The 16,735-nt window shown below is 66.9% G+C and carries 16 protein-coding genes and 1 tRNA gene; 4 read left to right on the top strand and 13 right to left on the bottom strand.

Annotation, left to right across the window (positions count from 1 at the left end; translation table 11 throughout):
• Nucleotides 1–164: 164 nt before the first annotated feature.
• Entirely contained in the window at nucleotides 165–683 is a 519-nt protein-coding gene (locus ACMGFE_RS04840; protein WP_436923951.1) for a DUF7122 family protein, read from the bottom strand.
• On the bottom strand, nucleotides 680–1,618 hold the full coding sequence (locus tag ACMGFE_RS04835; protein ID WP_436923950.1) for an RsmB/NOP family class I SAM-dependent RNA methyltransferase: 939 nt from the start codon (nucleotides 1,616–1,618) through the stop codon (nucleotides 680–682). The genes ACMGFE_RS04840 and ACMGFE_RS04835 overlap by 4 nt, the downstream gene beginning before the upstream one ends.
• A 144-nt stretch (nucleotides 1,619–1,762) precedes the next feature.
• On the opposite strand from ACMGFE_RS04835, the gene ACMGFE_RS04830 reads away from it, so the two are divergent.
• Together ACMGFE_RS04830 and ACMGFE_RS04825 are read left to right on the top strand one after the other, a co-directional pair.
• A complete protein-coding gene (locus ACMGFE_RS04830; RefSeq protein ID WP_436923949.1) occupies nucleotides 1,763–2,500 on the top strand; it encodes a proteasome assembly chaperone family protein in 738 nt (245 codons plus the stop codon).
• An 89-nt stretch (nucleotides 2,501–2,589) separates the two neighbouring features.
• Nucleotides 2,590–3,258, top strand: coding sequence for a LysE family translocator (locus ACMGFE_RS04825; RefSeq protein WP_436925147.1), 669 nt, complete (start codon nucleotides 2,590–2,592; stop codon nucleotides 3,256–3,258).
• Nucleotides 3,259–3,290: 32 nt separating this feature from the next.
• On the opposite strand, the gene ACMGFE_RS04820 is transcribed toward ACMGFE_RS04825, so the two are convergent.
• Nucleotides 3,291–4,001, bottom strand: a complete 711-nt coding sequence (locus ACMGFE_RS04820) for an HD domain-containing protein (protein WP_436923948.1) — start codon at nucleotides 3,999–4,001, stop codon at nucleotides 3,291–3,293.
• A gap of 325 nt (nucleotides 4,002–4,326) precedes the next feature.
• On the opposite strand from ACMGFE_RS04820, the gene ACMGFE_RS04815 reads away from it, so the two are divergent.
• Nucleotides 4,327–5,058 carry a GNAT family N-acetyltransferase gene (locus ACMGFE_RS04815; RefSeq protein WP_436923947.1) on the top strand — a complete coding sequence of 244 codons (732 nt, stop codon included), beginning with the start codon at nucleotides 4,327–4,329 and terminating at the stop codon, nucleotides 5,056–5,058.
• Between the two features lie 37 nt (nucleotides 5,059–5,095).
• On the opposite strand, the gene nikR is transcribed toward ACMGFE_RS04815, so the two are convergent.
• Complete coding sequence (gene nikR, locus ACMGFE_RS04810) at nucleotides 5,096–5,515, bottom strand: nickel-responsive transcriptional regulator NikR (RefSeq protein WP_436923946.1); 420 nt, start codon at nucleotides 5,513–5,515, stop codon at nucleotides 5,096–5,098.
• 123 nt (nucleotides 5,516–5,638) lie between these two features.
• Here nikR and ACMGFE_RS04805 point away from each other — a divergent pair, with 123 nt between their 5' ends.
• Nucleotides 5,639–6,676: a DNA-methyltransferase gene (locus tag ACMGFE_RS04805; RefSeq protein ID WP_436925146.1), complete on the top strand. Its 1,038-nt coding sequence runs from the start codon at nucleotides 5,639–5,641 to the stop codon at nucleotides 6,674–6,676.
• A gap of 88 nt (nucleotides 6,677–6,764) precedes the next feature.
• On the opposite strand, the gene ACMGFE_RS04800 is transcribed toward ACMGFE_RS04805, so the two are convergent.
• From ACMGFE_RS04800 to ACMGFE_RS04760, 9 genes are all read right to left on the bottom strand, one after another.
• The gene (locus ACMGFE_RS04800; protein ID WP_436923945.1) at nucleotides 6,765–8,954 is read right to left on the bottom strand and encodes a peptidase M6; all 2,190 of its coding nucleotides are present in this window, start codon (nucleotides 8,952–8,954) and stop codon (nucleotides 6,765–6,767) included.
• A 212-nt stretch (nucleotides 8,955–9,166) separates the two neighbouring features.
• Nucleotides 9,167–9,239: transfer RNA gene (locus ACMGFE_RS04795), tRNA-Gln, on the bottom strand.
• 94 nt (nucleotides 9,240–9,333) lie between these two features.
• Entirely contained in the window at nucleotides 9,334–9,765 is a 432-nt protein-coding gene (locus tag ACMGFE_RS04790; RefSeq protein ID WP_436923944.1) for a metal-dependent transcriptional regulator, read from the bottom strand.
• 52 nt (nucleotides 9,766–9,817) lie between these two features.
• Nucleotides 9,818–10,300 (bottom strand): ferritin-like domain-containing protein, encoded by a 483-nt coding sequence (locus ACMGFE_RS04785; RefSeq protein ID WP_436923943.1) that lies wholly within the window; start codon nucleotides 10,298–10,300, stop codon nucleotides 9,818–9,820.
• Nucleotides 10,301–10,441: 141 nt separating this feature from the next.
• Nucleotides 10,442–10,651: a hypothetical protein gene (locus ACMGFE_RS04780; protein ID WP_436923942.1), complete on the bottom strand. Its 210-nt coding sequence runs from the start codon at nucleotides 10,649–10,651 to the stop codon at nucleotides 10,442–10,444.
• A gap of 185 nt (nucleotides 10,652–10,836) precedes the next feature.
• Nucleotides 10,837–12,918 (bottom strand): DUF7282 domain-containing protein, encoded by a 2,082-nt coding sequence (locus tag ACMGFE_RS04775; protein WP_436923941.1) that lies wholly within the window; start codon nucleotides 12,916–12,918, stop codon nucleotides 10,837–10,839.
• A gap of 168 nt (nucleotides 12,919–13,086) precedes the next feature.
• Nucleotides 13,087–14,301, bottom strand: a complete 1,215-nt coding sequence (gene sufD, locus ACMGFE_RS04770; protein ID WP_436923940.1) for a Fe-S cluster assembly protein SufD — start codon at nucleotides 14,299–14,301, stop codon at nucleotides 13,087–13,089.
• Between the two features lie 15 nt (nucleotides 14,302–14,316).
• Nucleotides 14,317–15,747 (bottom strand): Fe-S cluster assembly protein SufB, encoded by a 1,431-nt coding sequence (sufB, locus tag ACMGFE_RS04765; RefSeq protein WP_436923939.1) that lies wholly within the window; start codon nucleotides 15,745–15,747, stop codon nucleotides 14,317–14,319.
• Nucleotides 15,748–15,792: 45 nt separating this feature from the next.
• A complete protein-coding gene (locus ACMGFE_RS04760; protein ID WP_436923938.1) occupies nucleotides 15,793–16,725 on the bottom strand; it encodes an ABC transporter ATP-binding protein in 933 nt (310 codons plus the stop codon).
• Nucleotides 16,726–16,735: the final 10 nt, after the last annotated feature.

Raw genomic sequence — 16,735 nt, 5'->3', positions numbered from 1 at the left:
GATAAACGTTGCCGTGGTCCGGGCCGCTACGGACGCACGTCGGCGCATCTATGGCGGTCCGACGGCTCTCGACGCCGCTCCGACGGCTCTCGACGCCGCCCCTACAGCTCCCGACGGCGCCCCTACAGCTCCCGACGGCGCCCCTACAGCTCTCGACGGCGCCCCTACAGCTCTCGACGCCGGCCTTTCGGGACCTGCGAGCGGAGTTCGCCGTGGACGTAGAGGCCGACGCCGACGGGTGCGGGCTCGCCCGCGACGTCTGTCGCGACGATCAGGTACCCCCAGTCGCCGTCCCAGTCGAGTTCCTGGTCGTCGCCGGCGACGAACGTCGCCGCCTGCTCCCGCGAGAGCTGGACGACGCAGTCGTCCGCGTCGCCGCCGAACCGCTGGACGGCTTCCAGCGTGGGTTTCCAGTGTTCGCGGCGCGTCCGCAGGAACGCGAGCCCGAGCCCCTCGATGGCTACCGGCGAGGCCACGTCGTCGGCGAACGCCCAGATCTTCCCCGACCCGCGCTCCCAGAACGTGTGGTCCGCGAACGTCTCCGGCGGGACGCCGAAGCGTTCGTCCCACCACGCGAGAACCTCCTCGCGGGTCGCCCGCCCCTCGACGACGCGCTCGTCGGCGGTCGCGGGCAGTCGATCGAATCGGGTGCCGTCGTTCTCCTCCGCAGGTTCGGGACTCATTCGGCGGTCACCTCCAGTTTCGCGCAGAAGAAGCCGCCGGTGTCGTTGTGGTGCGGGTAGATGCGCTTGGCCTTTCGGACCGACTCGTCGTAGGACTCTTCGCCCCACTCGGTGACGCCGGGGGCATGCTCGAGCGGCAGGTCGAACTCGACGAGTTCGCACGGCTCTTCGTCGAGCGCGTAGTCGAGGACGGCCTCGTTCTCCTCGGGCGCGAACGTGCAGGTGGAGTAGACGACGGTGCCGCCCTCGCGGGTGGTCTGGATCGCCCGGCGGAGGACGCCCTTCTGGACGCCGGCGATGCCGTGGACGTGGTCGAGGTTCCAGTCGTCGAGCGCGTCCGGGTTCTTGCGGATGGTCCCCTCGCAGGAACACGGCACGTCGACGAGCGCGCGGTCGTACGGCGCGCCCTCCCGCCCCGCTTCGGAGCCGGGCGCGCGGAACGGTTTGAGCGAGTGGTTGCGGGCGTCCTCGTGCGTGACGGCGACGTTCGTCACGCCGGCGCGCTCGGCGTTCGAGCGCAGGGCGGAGATGCGCCCGAGGTTGTTGTCGGTCGCGACGAGGAGTCCGGTGTCCTCCATCAGTGCGGCCAGCTGCGTCGTCTTGCTGCCCGGTGCGGCGCAGGCGTCCCAGACGCGCTCGCCGGGCTGGGGGTCGAGCACTTCGGCGGGGACCGCGGAGACTTCCTCCTGCCCGTGGATCCAGCCCAGCATGTACGGCCAGTTCGTCCCCGGCTGGTCCTGGGGGAGGGCGAGCAGCCCGTCGTGCCACTCGCGGGGTTCGTAGGCGATACCCGCCTCGTCGAGGGCCGCTCGCGCGCGCTCGACGGTCGTCTTGAGCGTGTTGACGCGGACGACCGAGGGAAGCGGCCGGTCACAGGCCGCGCGGAAGGCGTCGAAATCGTCCACGAGGGGCGCGTAGCGCTCCAGTACGTCCATTGGAGCCCCGTTGGCTCCCGCCCGTGTTAACCCCCTCGTCTCGCGGCGCTCCGGCGCGCGTCGACGGGTGACGGCGCCGGCGGTCGAGCCGGGCGAGCGCCCGCTCGCGGGCGGTTTTATGCCGCTGGCGACCGGCGAACCGGTATGGCTCACGTCACGGTACACCGTGAGGAGATCGAACTCGACTCGCCGACGCTCATCGAGGGGCTGCCCGGCGTCGGCCTCGTCGGCAAGATCGCGGCCGACCACCTCGTCGACGCGCTGGACATGACCTACTACGCGTCGTGTCACTGCGACGGGCTCCCCGAAGTCGCCGTGTTCGGAGACGGCGACCGGAGTTACGAGCCGCCGGTCCGGATCTACGCCGACGAGGAGCGAGACCTGCTAGCGCTGCAGAGCGACGTGCCGGTCTCCCCCAGCGCCGCCGACGACTTCGCCACCTGTCTGACCGGGTGGCTGGCCGAGCGCGACGCGACCCCCCTGTTCGTCTCGGGGCTCCCGGCCGAGAAAGACGGCGTCCCCACCCTGTACGGCGTCGCGAACGGCGACGCGGCCGCGCTCCTCGACGAGCACGACATCCCCGCGCCGACCGAGAGCGGCGTCATCAGCGGGCCGACCGGGGCGCTCCTCTACGAGGCCAACCGGACAGACCTCGACGCACTCGGGCTTGTCGTCGAGTCGAACAGGAACTTCCCCGACCCGGAGGCCGCGCGCGTCGTCCTGCTCGACGGCGTCGGGCCGATCGCCGGCGTCGACATCGACACGGAACACCTGGTCGAACAGGCCGAAGAGATCAGCAAAGCGCGCGAGAACCTCGCGAAGCGGATGGAAGAGGCACAGGAGGAGAGTTCGAAGGCCCAGCCGATCGGGATGTACCAGTAAGGCTGCGGAAGACGCCTTTTTCACGGTCCACTCGATACACGGGGACGATGGGAGTCGCGACTGTCGCGCAGACGTTCGGTGTCGGCGTCGTGTTCGGACTGGCGCTGGCGGCCCCGCCCGGTCCGATGAACGCGGTCATCGCCGAGGAGAGCGTCCTCCGCGGCTGGATCGCGGGCTTCACCGCCGGACTGGGCGCGATGAGCGCCGACCTGATATTCTTCGCGCTGTCGCTCGCGGGCGTGGTCGCCTTCCTCGACGGCGCCCCGACGGTCAGGGCGGTCATGGTCGGCGTCGGCGGGCTCCTGATGCTGTACTTCGCCACCGGCGCGGTTCGCGACGCTCGCGCGGACTTCCTGTCCGACGACGCGGGGCCGTCCCCCGACGACGCCGACGCTCGCGGCTTCACGAAGGCCTTCGTACTCGCGCTGACGAACCCCTACCAGATTCTCTTCTGGCTGACGGTCGGCGTGGGGCTGCTCGAACCCGGGACCGTCGACGTGCTCTCGTACCTGCCCGCGGTCGGCGACGGGCTGGCGGGCGTGCTCGTGGTCAGAACGGGGAGTCCGGCGCTGCTGGCGGGGCTGTTCGGCGGGATCGTCGTCTGGATCGTCGGCTTCCCGGCGACGCTCGTCAGCGTGGGCCGTCGGGTGGACGCGTTCGCACCGGCCGCGGCGGCCGCGTCGGCGCTCGTGCTCGCGGGCTTCGGCGTCACCTTCTGCTGGACGGCGGCGCGGACGCTCCTCGACGCGGCCGCGTAGCGGGCGCGTCCGGTTCGGCGGGGCGAGCCGCGTCAGTCGGGTCGGTCTGACGGCCCGCTGAGCTCCTCGTCGGGGTCGACGTCGGCGACTTCGGTCTCGAGCCACTCCTTGAACCACTTGACCCGCTTGAGCCGCCGATGGACGATGCTCTCGGCGGTGTCGCTCCGGACGCGCTCGCGCGCGTCGACGCCGCGTTCGAGGACGCGCCCGACCATCTCGGCCGCGTCGATGTGCGTGCGGGACTCGTAGCCCATCCGCAGGAGCATCAGGGCCGTTCCGTTGGCCCCGACCTTGTCGAGCAGGTCGGCCTCGATGAGACACTGCGTCTCCAGGGAGAGGTCGGTCAACTCGCCCTGGTAGGAGTGGTCCTCGACCGCGGCGCACACCTCGTCGACGAACGACGCGGGGTAGTCGCCGTGGCTGGTCAGGTACTCGCGGGCGATTCGGGCGCCCTCCTCGGCGTGGAGGTCCTGGTCGACCTCGAGCTTCGCGATGTCGTGGAACAGCGCGGCCACGCGGGTCACGTCGACGTTCGCACCCTCCGATTCGGCGATCTCCTCGGCGAGTTCGACCACGTTCAGGATGTGATTGAAGCGGTACTCCGCGGAGTGCCAGGGGTACCACCGCATGCGACCGCCGTCGTCCTCGCTCTCGACGCTGGCGGCGAGGTAGTCGTGGACGAAGCCCTTCATCTCCTCGAACTCCTCGTCCGAGACCGGCGACTCCCTAATCTCGACCCCCACAGAACCACCTCCGATAGATACGTGCGTCAGTCATCTTACGGATAGAAACGCGCGTTCGACTCTTAGGCGTTACGACACCCGTGGCCCTCCGGTTTCGCCCGGTTTTCGACGCCGATCGCCGTCCCCGATGGACGGGACATCCCAGCGTGACAGGCCCACGGTCTGGCGATTCGCTCGTTGAAAACGTTCTGTCGCGTCCGGTCGAAGCCGTCGATTTCGCCGCGAGTTCCACGTTCGCCCACCGATCGCCGCTCGGGACGACGAGTCGCCGGTGGGTCCGCGGTGTGGGCGTGGTTTTATCTTGTCGCATGCCAACAATTGACACATGGAGATACGGACAGCGACGTCGGCCGACCGCCCGGCGATCCGCGACGTGGCTCGGCGTTCGTTACAGGCGTCGTACTCGCTCGATCTGGAGGCGATCACGACGGCCGTCTCCGAGTGGTACGACGAGGACACGCTAGAAGAGCGGCTCGACGACGCCGACAGGCGGATCCTCGCCGCCGAGCGGGAGGGGCAGGTAGTCGGCTTCGCCGAGTCGGAGCGCTCGGCCGACGGCGAGACGGCCACGATCCTGTGGCTCCACGTCGATCCGGCCTACCGCGGACAGGGGGTGGCGGACGCACTGTTCGACCGGACGCGCGAATCGCTGGCCGAGGGGGGCGTCGAACGCGTCGCCGGTCGCGTGCTCGCGGACAACGACGACGGGAACGACTTCTACGAGGCGCAGGGGTTCGAGCAGGTCGGTCGGGAGGAGGTCGAGATCGCCGGTCGAACGCACGTCGAGAACGTCTACGCAGAGGAGGGCGGCGGCGGACTGCAGTCGATCCGGGCCGCCGACGGCGCCACCGTCTACGTCGACGAGAGCGACTGGGACGAGGGCTCGACTGGGAAGTTCTACACGGTCTACGCTGACGAGGACGCCACCGAGCACTACGGGTACTTCTGCTCGAACTGCAATCGCCTGGCAAACGCGATGGACGCCATGGGTCGCATCGAGTGCGACAGCTGCGGGAACGCCCGCAAGGCCACACGCTGGGACGCGGCGTACCTGTAGCGGTCCACGGTCCGGCTCCCTTCGCCACCCGGTCGAACTATCCGATGGTGTCGATGCGGTCGACGGGCATGACGGAGTAGTCGATCGAGAGCGTGTCCTGGGTCGCGCGGATCTTGCCCACGAAGGTCGAGATGTCTTCGAGCGACCCTTCAAGGATGAACAGTTCCAGGCAGTAGTGGTCGCCGATGTGGCTGTGGACGTTCGAGGCGACGAGGTCCTCGTACTCGTGGCGGAGGTTCATCATCCGGTTCTCGACGCCCGAGGAGGAGTAGTCGAACAGGACCGTGACGACCCCCATCAGTTCGCGCTCTTCGAGTTGCTTGTCCTCGAACTCGCCGAGGAGGTTACGCGCCGCCTCGCGGACGACTTCGCTCCGACCGGTGTACCCGTGTTCGTCCGCGAACGTGTCGATCCGTTCGAGCAGTTCGTCGGGCATCGAGACGCTGACGACGGTCATATGTTAAGAGTTGCCCGTCGAGATAATAAGGATTGATATCGGTCCCGGTTGCGCACCGTCGGGCCGAATACAGTCTTGCTTCGGTCGGGAGACTCAAGGACGGTGGTGCAGACTACAGGGACGATGGAGACGAGTCACCGGGTCGTCGTGGGCGACGCGCGCGACCTCTCGGACGTAGCCGCCGACAGCGTCGACCTCGTCGTGACGTCACCGCCCTATCCCATGATCGAGATGTGGGACGAAACGTTCGCGGACCTCGACCCCGCCGTCGGCGACGCGCTCGCCGAGGACGACGGTGAGCGCGCCTTCGAGGCGATGCACGGCGTCCTCGACGCGGTGTGGGCGGAGGTGTCGCGCGTCCTCGTCGACGGGGGCATCGCCTGCGTCAACGTCGGCGACGCGACCCGAACGGTCGGCGACAGCTTCAGCGTCTACCCCAACCACGCCCGCGTCATCGAGGGCTTCCAGTCGCTGGGCTTCGAGCCCCTCCCCGACGTGCTCTGGCGCAAGCCGTCGAACAGCACGGCGAAGTTCATGGGGTCGGGCATGGTCCCGCCGAACGCCTACGTCACGCTCGAACACGAGTACGTCCTCGTCTTCCGCAACGGGAGCGACTCGCGGTCGTTCGAGCCCGGCGCCGACCGCCGCTACGAGGCCGCCTACTTCTGGGAGGAGCGCAACCGCTGGTTCTCCGACGTCTGGACCGACGTACAGGGCGAACTCCAGGCGCTCGGTCACGACGACCTCCGCGAGCGCTCGGCCGCGTTCCCCTTCGAGATCCCCTACCGACTCGTCAACATGTACTCGGTGTACGACGACACGGTGCTCGACCCGTTCTGGGGCACCGGCACCACGTCCCTGGCCGCGCTCGTCGCGGGACGGAACTCGATCGGCTACGAGCGCGAGGCCGCCTTCACCGAGGTGTTCGACGACCAGATGACGGACGTCGCGGACCTGTCGCGGTCGGTCGTCCGCGAGCGACTCGATCGCCACCGGGAGTTCGTGACGGAAACACGGGAGAACGGCGACTCGCTCGGCTACGAGGCGACATACTACGACTTCCCGGTCCGGACGGGCCAGGAACGGGATCTGCGCCTCTACGCCGTCGAGTCCGTCGAACGGACCGATGACGGCTACCGTGCCCTCCACACGCCGTTCTGACGCACCCGCGACGCTCGGCGTCCAGTCCGCGAAAAAAGCGGGATCGCGGTCGGTCGTCGAGCTACGAGCCGGTCACTCAGACGGGGGGTTACCGATCATCGTTCCCGTGCCCGTTTCCAGGGCCATTGCCGTGGTCACCGTCGTCCCCGTCGTCGCGTCCGTGCTCGTTCCCGCGATCGTCCTCGCCGGCGAACGTGAACTCGATGCCGACGGGGACGCGGCCGCTCTCGCTCTCGTCAGCCGCCCAGGTGCTCGCGACGACGACTTCCTCGAAGTTGCCGTTGCGGAGGAACTTCTTCAGGTCCTCCTCGCCGGACTCGTCGAACGTCGTCGTGTCGATCTGTTTGACCTGGAAGTTCCCGTTGTGCTTGATCCCGATGAACGTGAACTGGTACTCTACACTGTCGCCGGTCGCCTCGCGCTCGCTCATGAACGGCTCCGTCGAGTCGGTGGCGACCGGTTCGCCGGCGACCGAGACGTTCTTGACCCACCAGCCGGGCTCGGCGATGGCCCAGTCGGTCACGTACCGGAACGAGACTAGAACGCTCTCGTTTCCGGCGAACTCCGAGAGGTCGAACGACTGGCGCTCCCAGCCGTCGGTGTTCCCGGTCAGTCCCGGGACGTTCTCCCGGACGAGCGGATGGGCGTCGGCCGCGGGCGAGTCGTCGGTGTTCTCGTTCGAGAGGCTGTGCCAGGTCTCGCCGCCGTCGGTCGAGACTTGTACGAACCCGTAGTCCCAGTCCTGTTCGATCCGCTGGTAGGAGTCGAAGGTGAGCGTCGGGTTCTCGGCGTCCGAGAGGTCACGCTCGACGATCGCGTGACGGTCGAACAGGTTCCCGGACCCGCTGTAGAGCACGTCGCCGCTACCGGTGACCGGGTCCGTCGCGGTCGACCATTGCGTGTCGATGAACTCGGTCCCCGAGACGGTAACCCCCTTGATCGGTCCGCGGTCGCTGGTGTCGATGGACCGGTAGTTCGTCCCCCAGACGCCCGCGGTCCCGACGGTGCCGGAGGTGTTGACGTCGACCTCGACGCCGTCGATGTGGTACCTGTCCTTCCGCGGCGTCCGGTGGTCGTCGGTCACCACCGCGGTCGAGAAGTCCTGGTAGAGGTCGTCGAAGTCGCGCTTCGCGCCGACCTCGTCGAGCGTGTTCTCGACGCCGTCGATCCCGTTGGCGTCGTCCTGCGCCAGGTTCGTGACGAAGTCCCGGCCGTACTCGTCGGCGAGGTACATCGTCCACGTGAAGGCGACGCCGTAGTCGGCGAGGATGTTGGTCGGACCCTGGTCCTCCCAGTTGGTCAGGGAGTTCGAAGGCATCTCCTCGTAGGCGTTCAGGTGGCCCTGCGGGACGCCGTAGCCGGTAATGTACTCCGCGTAGTCGGACATCCCCTCGTTGACCCAGCTGGTCTCGTCCCCGTCGAGGTCGGCGTGGATCAGGTGCTGGTACTCGTGGGCCAGGGTCCCCTCGTAACCCGTCTGGCCGCCGGTGTCACCGACGTCGTTCCAGCCGTAGGCGTCGATAGTGATCGCGTTCCGGTCGGTGTAGTCCTGGATCGTCGGGGAGTAGAAACCGGCGATGTACAGCGGGTAGTCCTCGTCGTAGTAGTTCTGGTCGCGGACGTTGTCCACGAGCAGGACCGTCCGCTCCGACCCGTTGCCGGTCTGGTAGTAGTCGTCCGGGACGAACCCGATCTGCTCCAGGTATGAGTCTGTCCCGTTACGCGCGACCGGTTCACCGAACGTCTCGGTCTCGACGGGATACATGTTCTCGTCGAACTGCCGGGCCATCGCCTCGGCCTGGTTCTCCGAGATGGTCGGATCCGTTCGCGAGTCGTTCGCCGGCCACGAGAGGTCGTTCGCGACCCAGACCTCGATCTCGTCGCCCACCGAGAGCAGGGTGAACTCCTTGAAGTAGTAACTCCCCTGGTCGGAGGCGAGATACTGCTTGTTCGTCCCGACCAGCGGGTGGTCCGCGTCGTCCGGGTCCATCACGATGGAGTCCGAGTCGGCCGCGGTCACCGACCCGTTCGTCGACGCCGCGCCCGAGAACTCCGACGGCGCCGTGTCGAGGTCGACCGGTTTCTCCGTCCAGTTGCGCGTCGGTTCGATCGCCCGGTAACCGTCCGAGCCGTTCCCCGGGTCGTCTTTCGGCACCAGCGCGTCCGCCGGGCCGGCCGCGTCCGCCCGTTCGTTCGGTGGCGATACCACTGTCGCGCCGCCGACGCCTGCCGTGACCGCCGACAGGACGACGACGAGTGCCATCAGTACTGTTCGCATCCGTGCTACCCGTTCACTAACACATACCGAGTGACAAAAAATAGTTTCTCTATAATCACTAATTAGAGATACGATACCGTGATGTACTGATCAGATCTGTGCGTCGACGGCTGAGTGGGAGACGGACGCCAGACCGTTCGGTCACGGACAGGAATCCCGCAGCCGACGATGGAGGTATCAAAACAGGGCGTAGAAGGGCTGAAAGTCGATTATAGTCCCGAGCGGATTCGAACCGCTGTCAGTGGCTCCAAAGGCCACTATGATTGGCCACTACACCACGGGACTCGTCGCGGTCCGAACGGCCGTCCGACCACCGTCCCCTTGGGCCGTTCGCTGAAAAACCGTACACTCGGGGCGAACTTCAACGCTTCGAGACGGGTCAGTCGTCGACGGCCGCGGGGACTTCCAGCAGGCCGCAGACGTCGTCTTCGGGGTCGAAGCAGTCGGGGCACTTGGGGTCGCGGTCGATGATGGTGTCGAGGCGCTCGGCGACGGTCTCGTCGATGACGCTCTCCAGCTGGCGGGCCTCGCCGCGGAACTCCTCGACTTCGAGGACCTCGACGAGGAAGCGCTCGATGATGCAGTAGTTCTGGAGGGCGTCGCGGGCGCGGACGATTCCCTCGTCGGAGAGCGTGACGCCCTTGTACTTCTCGTGTTCGGCCAGCCCCTGGTCTTCGAGCTTGCCGATCATCTCGTTGGCGCTGGCGGGGCTCACGTCGAGCCGATCGGCCAGGTCGCCCGTCGAGGCGGGCCCGTCCTCGATCTGCTGGATGAGGTAGATCGCCTTCAGGTACTGATCGGCCGTGTTCATGCGTATCCCTCCGGGTTCGTGTGAGCGCGACGAGGCCGCGCGCCGTCGGTGTTCATCGTCGTTCCTCCATGAGTTGTGTCACTTCCTCGACTCCCTCGGCCTCCTCCTCGCGGATGGCGGCGAGCGTTTCGAGGAGCCGCTCGCGGTCGATGCCGAACTGCACGTCCGACGCCTCGACGGCGTCGATGAGGTCGTCGTAGAACTTGTAGGCCGTCTCCTCGTTGCAGAGCTGGTCGTAGAGGACGCCGTCGAAGTCCTCGTCCGCCTCGTACTGGGCCTCGACGAGCATCTCGATCTCTTCGAAGGGGACCGTCTCGGCGTCGAGTTCGTCGACCAGCGCCTCCAGACGGTTGCGGTGGTCGGCCGATTCCTCGGCTGCGTCTTCGAGCATCGCCGTGACCTCGTCGCCGAGGTCGGCGGCCGAATCCGCGGCGTGTTTCGCGGCGCGGGCCTCGACGACCTCTTCGAGGACGATGCCGATCTGCAACAGGCGGGCCAGCTGGTGATCGGACCCGACCGGGACGGTGAGGCTCACCGCGTGCCCTCCCGGTAGTCGTCGCACGTGACTCCGTTCATGCGCAGTGCTCGGGGAGGAGGGGACGTAAGTGCTTCCCTCGGCGGGTAGTGGCTCGGCGGCCGGTTTCGAGCCAGTCGGTCGCCAACGGCGCGGCCGAAGTTATCGGTTCGTTCGTTGCCTGCGGTCTCGCGACCCGCCGTCCTCGGAGTCCGAACCCCCGCCGGTCCAGCGGAGCGTGAGGAGGTACAGGCCGACGACGACGAGGCCCACGGCCACGCCGAGGACCGAGTCCGCGAGGAGGTGCAGGTGCCCGGTGTGCAGCGGGACGAGGGGCGCGAGTGCGAGCAGGCCGGCGTGTAGCGGGCGCATACTCTGAGTGGACGTGACACGTCGGTCCTACTTAAACGCCCGGCGCGTTTTCGCAGGCTGGGAATCGGTCGAACGGTGCCAGTCGCCCTGAACGCCAGAGAATCGCCGCAGTCCAGATTGCTGAACCGATCCACGGATGCCGCTCCGGCCGCGCGGGCCACGGGGAACAGTGCTGATGCGTACTGTTACGCCCGCCGGCGAGCACGCACGAACCACGCCGCTGCGAGCCCGACGAGAGCGGAGGCGGTATCGAACCCCGGACCGCCGGCAGCAGTCCCGGCTGGTGCCGGCGTAGAGGCCGTCGGCGTGTCGGGATCGGTCCCGCCAGCCGTCGGCGAGGGGCCGACCGCCGTGGTGGTGTCGGTCGAAGTCGGTTCGGGCGACTCAGCCTCCGTCGGTTCCGGCGTCGCGGTCGGAGCGGGAGACGGAGTTGCTCTCGGAGTGGCGGTGACTGGCGTCGGCGGAGCAGTAGTCGTCTGCGGCGGGACGTTCGGGTCCGGGTCGCCTACCTTCGAGAGTGCGAACGACCCGAGAGGCGGTTCGTCCGAGAGAGCACCGTTCGTCGTCTCGACGGCGACCCACTCGCGGACAGCGTTCCCGCCGACGCGGTAAGCCGGGTCTGTCTTCGGTCCGTCGAAGCGACCGTTGTCGTTGCCGTCGCGGTGGGCGACGACGATCAGGTGCTGGGACTCGTTCGTGGACGCTATCGACATCGCGACGTCGTCCGCACCAGCCGAACCGACGCGGTTGAACGTCGACGCGTTCTGGGTCGGTCGATAGGCGACGATGAACCCACCGTCTTCGAGTTTCAGTTGTTCGATTCCGATTCTGTCGACCCGGTCGGCGCCGTCGGGCGGCGCCAGTTCCCAGGTGGCGTTCGGGACGTCGCCGACCTTCGCGGTGTAGGACGTGTTACCGACCGTGATCTCGAACAGCCCCCGATCCGCGTCCGGGAGCGGGAGTTCTGTGGCGAACGTCTCGTCCCGCACCTCGACCGTTCGACTGACCCGATAGTTCGGCTCCGTGAGCGACTGATATCCGAGGGTTATCGACGACAGCTCGGTCTCACCGGAGATCTCGACGGATCCGTCGGTCGGCCAGGAGACGACGCCGTCCACGCGCTGGTCGTACGAGTACGGGCCGAGACGATCCACTGTCGGTCGTCGATCGGTGTCGCCGTATTCTCCCCGTTCGAAATGCAGGTACTCGTCGTAGTTCCCGAGCGGGTTCGGATCGTCGACGTCCAGTCCGAAACTACCGTAGCCGGTGTACTGCTCGGTCCTGTCGTGGTCCACGAGGAGATACAGCGTCCCGTTCGCGTAATCGGGGAGGGCGCGAACCGCGCCGTTGTCGGCGCTCGCCTCGTAGTCCAGCGCGTAACACGGCCCGTCGATCCCGAACGCGACCGACGGGTCCCGGTCGTGGTACTCGTGGACGCGACCGAGTCGCTCGGTCGCCGTCTCGCCGGGTTGCGCCGCGACGGCGCCCAGGAAACTCGGCGACTCGATTCGGAGCACGACTGTCTCGCCAAGTCGCACTGCGGTGCGGTTGTACTCCGTCTGTTCGTTCGAAAGCATCCCGAGGGCTTCGGCGGTCCGAACGGCGTCGACCGTCCCCGCATCGTGCAACTGGGGCGGACCGCTCAGCGCGGTCACGGTCCCGAAGTCCGGCGCCGTGACGTTCAGACGTGCCTCGTCGACGACGGCGTCGTCGCGATAGACACCGATCGAGTAGGTCCGGTTCGTCATCGGTGCGTCCGTCTCTCCGCTCTGGATCGTGAGTTCGTCTGCACCCGTGACGCTGTACGCCTCGGCCCCGACAGCCGCGCCGTTCGCGGCGGCGTACGTGTTGATCCGGAGGGTGGCCCGCCCGTCGCCGTCGTCACGGACGGTCCCCTCGACAGTGTGATTCGTTCCCGAACCGATCTCGACGGTGCTGTTGAGACCGTCCGCGACCGACAGTGAGACGAACGCGATCCCGCCGAGCGGGACCGTTTCCTCCCCAGCGCTCGCCGCTGCCGACTGGCTCCGAACGGTGTGGGACCGCTCCCGGACGTCCGACGCGGCGCCGATCGACGTTGTTCCTTGCGTGCAGGAGACGGATGGACCGTCGCCGGCGACGCTCCCGGGCGGCGAGTCGATGGACTCGCTGGACACCGGAACGTGCGCTGCAGCGGTGACCGCAGGGACCAGAACTGCGAGAGCGACGCAGGCCACGGCGACAGCGGTCGCTGTCGAACCGCGGCCATCGTCACGGAGGGGTGACATGCGACCCGATTCCTATCGATCAGGTATCAGTTTTGTGGACGGGAGCGCGACCGCTCACTCGTTCGAAACGGAAGAAGAATTCGACCGCGCGTCGCGGAAACCGGGAACGCCTACTTGCGAAGCCGCCGTGGAGCGAAGCTCCACGAGCCTTCGTTCGCTCCCTACCGGTCACTCACGAAGACGCTCGACGACGAGTTCGTCGAGGTCCTCGCGGAGTTCGTCGACGGCGACCTCCTCGAAGACGGGGCCGAAGAAGCCCTCGACGAGCATGTTCTTCGCGCGCTCCTCGTCGACGCCGCGGGAGGTCATGTAGAACAGGTCCTCGGCGTCGACCTGGCCGACCGTCGCGGAGTGGCTGGCCTCGGTGTCGTGGTTGTTGATGATGAGCTTCGGCGAGGCGTCGGCCTCGGCGTCGTCGCTCAGCATCAGCGTGTTCTCGCGCTGGTAGGAGTTGGTGTCCCACGCGTCGCGGCCCACGTCCTGGACGCCCTCGTACACCGAGCGGGCCTCGTCGTCGAGGACGCCGCGGGTTACAAGATCGGCCGTCGTGTGCTCGTTCTCGTGCCAGACGCGGCTGTTGATGTCGAAGTGCTGGTCGTCGTGCCCGAAGAAGGCGCCGACGATCTGAGTCTCGGAGCCCTCGCCGAGCAGACGCGTCTCGACGCTGGACTTGGTGAGTCGGGAGCCGATGTTCCCCTCGATCCAGTCGACCGAGCCGTGTTTGCCGGCGTGGCCGCGCTTGACCGAGAAGTTGTAGCTGTCCTCGGCGAGATTCTGCAGCGCGCCGTACTGGACGCTCGCGTTCTCGCCGGCGACGACCTCGACGACGCCCGAGTAGTACTGGTCGCCGTCGAGGTTCGTCCCGGTCGTCTGCCGTTCGAGGATCGTGGCCGAAGAGGACTCCTCGGCGACGACGAGCGTGTAGTTGAACAGCGAGCGGCTGTTCATCGTCGTGCGGATCTTGACGTCCTCGGCGGCGACGCCCTCGGGGACGTAGACGAGCGTGCCTGCGCTGAAGAGGGCGGTCGACAGGGCCGTCAGGAAGTCACGCTGCGGGTCGACGACGCTGCCGAAGTGCTCCTCGATCAGGTCGCCGTGCTGGGCGAGCGCCTCGTCCCACGAGAGGACGTCGGCGCCCTCGGCCGCGACGCGGTCTTTCTCCTGGGCGAACTCCAGCGGGTCGACGAGCGACTCGTAGTCGAGGTCGACCAGGTTCGTCCAGTTGCGCGGGCCGGGCGTCGTGATGACGTCCGGCATGTCCAGGTCGTCGAGCGCCGCGAGGGCGTCCAGACGAGTCTCGAGGAGCCACTCGGGCTCGTCGAGGTCGTCGCTGATCGTCCGTACCTGTTCCTCCGTGAGGTTCGCGTGTAGCTGCGTACTCATGATAGACACCGGGGGTTACCCGAGCGAGCCCTCCATCTCCAGTTCGATGAGGCGGTTGAGCTCGACCGCGTACTCGATGGGCAGTTCCTCGGTGATCGGCTCGATGAAGCCGGCGACGATCATCTGCTTGGCGTCGTCGTCGTCCAGGCCGCGGCTCTGGAGATAGAAGACGTCCTCGTCGCCGATCTTGCCGACGGTCGCCTCGTGAGCCACGTCGACTTCGTTGTCCTTGATCTCCATGTACGGCATCGTGTCCGACGTCGACTCGTTGTCGAACATCAGCGCGTCGCACTCGACGTTGGTCTTGGAGTTCTTGGCGCCGTCGGCCATGTGGACGAGGCCGCGGTAGTTGGTGCGGCCGCCGTCCTTGGCGATGGACTTGGACTCGATGGTCGAGTTCGTGTTCGGCGCGTTGTGGTAGACCTTCGCGCCGGTGTCGATGTCCTGGCCCTCGCCGGCCATGGCGATGGTGATGTGGTTGTCGGTCGCGCCGGGGCCCTTGAGGATGGTGCTCGGGTAGAGCATCGTCGCCTTCGAGCCCATCGAACCGGAGACCCACTCCATGGTGCCGTCGGCCTCGCAGATTGCGCGCTTCGTGTTGAGGTTGTAGGTGTTCTTCGACCAGTTCTGCACCGTGGAGTACTGGACGTGGGCGTTCTCGCCGACGAAGACCTCGACGCCCCCGCTGTGGAGGTTGAACGCCGAGTACTTCGGGGCGGAACAGCCCTCGATGTAGTGGACCTCGGAGTTCTCCTCGGCGATGATGAGCGTGTGCTCGAACTGGCCCATCCCTTCCGAGTTCATCCGGAAGTACGCCTGGACGGGCATGTTGACGGTCGTGTCCTCGGGGACGTAGACGAACGACCCGCCGGACCAGACCGCGCCGTGGAGCGCGGCGAACTTGTTGTCGCTCGGGGGCACGCACTTCGTCATGAAGTGCTCCTTGACGAGGTCTTCGTGCTCCTGGACGGCCTTGTCCATGTCACAGAAGATGACGCCTTTCTCCTCCCAGCGCTCCTGCATGTTCTGGTAGACGATCTCCGACTCGTACTGGGCGCCGACGCCCGAGAGGGCGTTCTTCTCGGCTTCCGGGATGCCCAGTTTGTCGAAGGTATCCTGGATCTCCTCGGGGAGGTCCTCCCAGTCTTCGGCGCCGCCGCGCGTCTCGATGTCCGGGCGGATGTACGGGACGATCTCGTCGATGTCGACCTCCGAGAGGTCGGGCTGGCCCGGCCAGTCGGTCGGCATCGGCATCTCCTGGAACTGCTTCAGGGCGCGCAGGCGTCGCTCGAGCATCCACTCGGGCTCGTCCTTGTCCTCCGAGATGAGACGGACCGTCTCCTCGGTCAGTCCCTTCTCGGTCTCGAAGGCCGACTTCTCCTCCTTCTTGAACTCGAATCGGGCCTCCGTGTCTGTCTCTTTGAGATGGTCTTGATCTGAACTCATTGTTGTGTCGTAGGTTTGGTGTGGAGCCTTATGACGCTGTGCACGTTAGGCCGCCTCGTACACTTCCTCGCGGACCCAGTCGTAGCCCTCGTCTTCGAGGGTCTCGGCCAGTTCCGCGCCGCCGGACTTGGCGATCTCGCCGTCGATCATGACGTGGACGTAGTCCGGTTCGACGTAGTCGAGGATGCGCTGGTAGTGCGTGATCTGCAGGATGCCCGCGCCCTGCTCGTCGCGCAGGGCGTTGATGCCCGTCGAGACGTCCTGCAGGCGGTCGATGTCCAGCCCGGAGTCGATCTCGTCGAGCACCGCGATCGACGGTTCGAGGATCGCGGCCTGGAGGACCTCGTTCTGTTTCTTCTCGCCGCCCGAGAAGCCCGCGTTGAGATAGCGGTTCGCGAACTTCTCGTCCATGTCGAGCTGTTCCATCTTCTCCTGGAGGATCTCCTGGAACTCGGCGACGCCGACCTCGCCCTCGTCGGCGGGGCCTTCCATCGGCGACGTGTCGTAGCCCGCTGCGTCCTCTTTCGTGTCTCCGCCGTCGCCAGCCTCCGATTCTTCCTCCTCCTCGTCTTCGAAGAGTTCCTCGCGCTCCTCGAGCTTGGCGTTGAGCGCCGTCCGCAGGAAGTTCACCATCGTGACGCCCTCGATCTCGGCGGGGTACTGGAAGGCGAGGAAGATGCCGAGCGCCGCGCGCTCGTTCGGTTCGAGGTCGAGCAGGTCCCACGTCTGGAGGTCCGCGGGGACCTCGATGTCCTCGAACTCGTCTTCCTCGATGTGGAAGCGGACCTCGCCGCCCGTGACCTCGTAGGCCGGGTGGCCCGCGATGATCTTCGCCAGCGTCGACTTGCCGGAGCCGTTCGGCCCCATCAACGCGTGGATCTCGCCCGATGCGACTTCGAGATCCACGCCCTCGAGGATCTGCTCGCCTCCCTCCTCTGCGACTTTCGCCTGCAGGTTATCTATTTCGAGTACAGCCATGTGTTTCGGT

Source organism: Halosimplex amylolyticum, from assembly GCF_051414035.1.
GTDB classification, from domain to species: Archaea; Halobacteriota; Halobacteria; order Halobacteriales; family Haloarculaceae; genus Halosimplex; species Halosimplex amylolyticum.
This window is presented reverse-complemented; position numbering and strand designations above follow the sequence as displayed.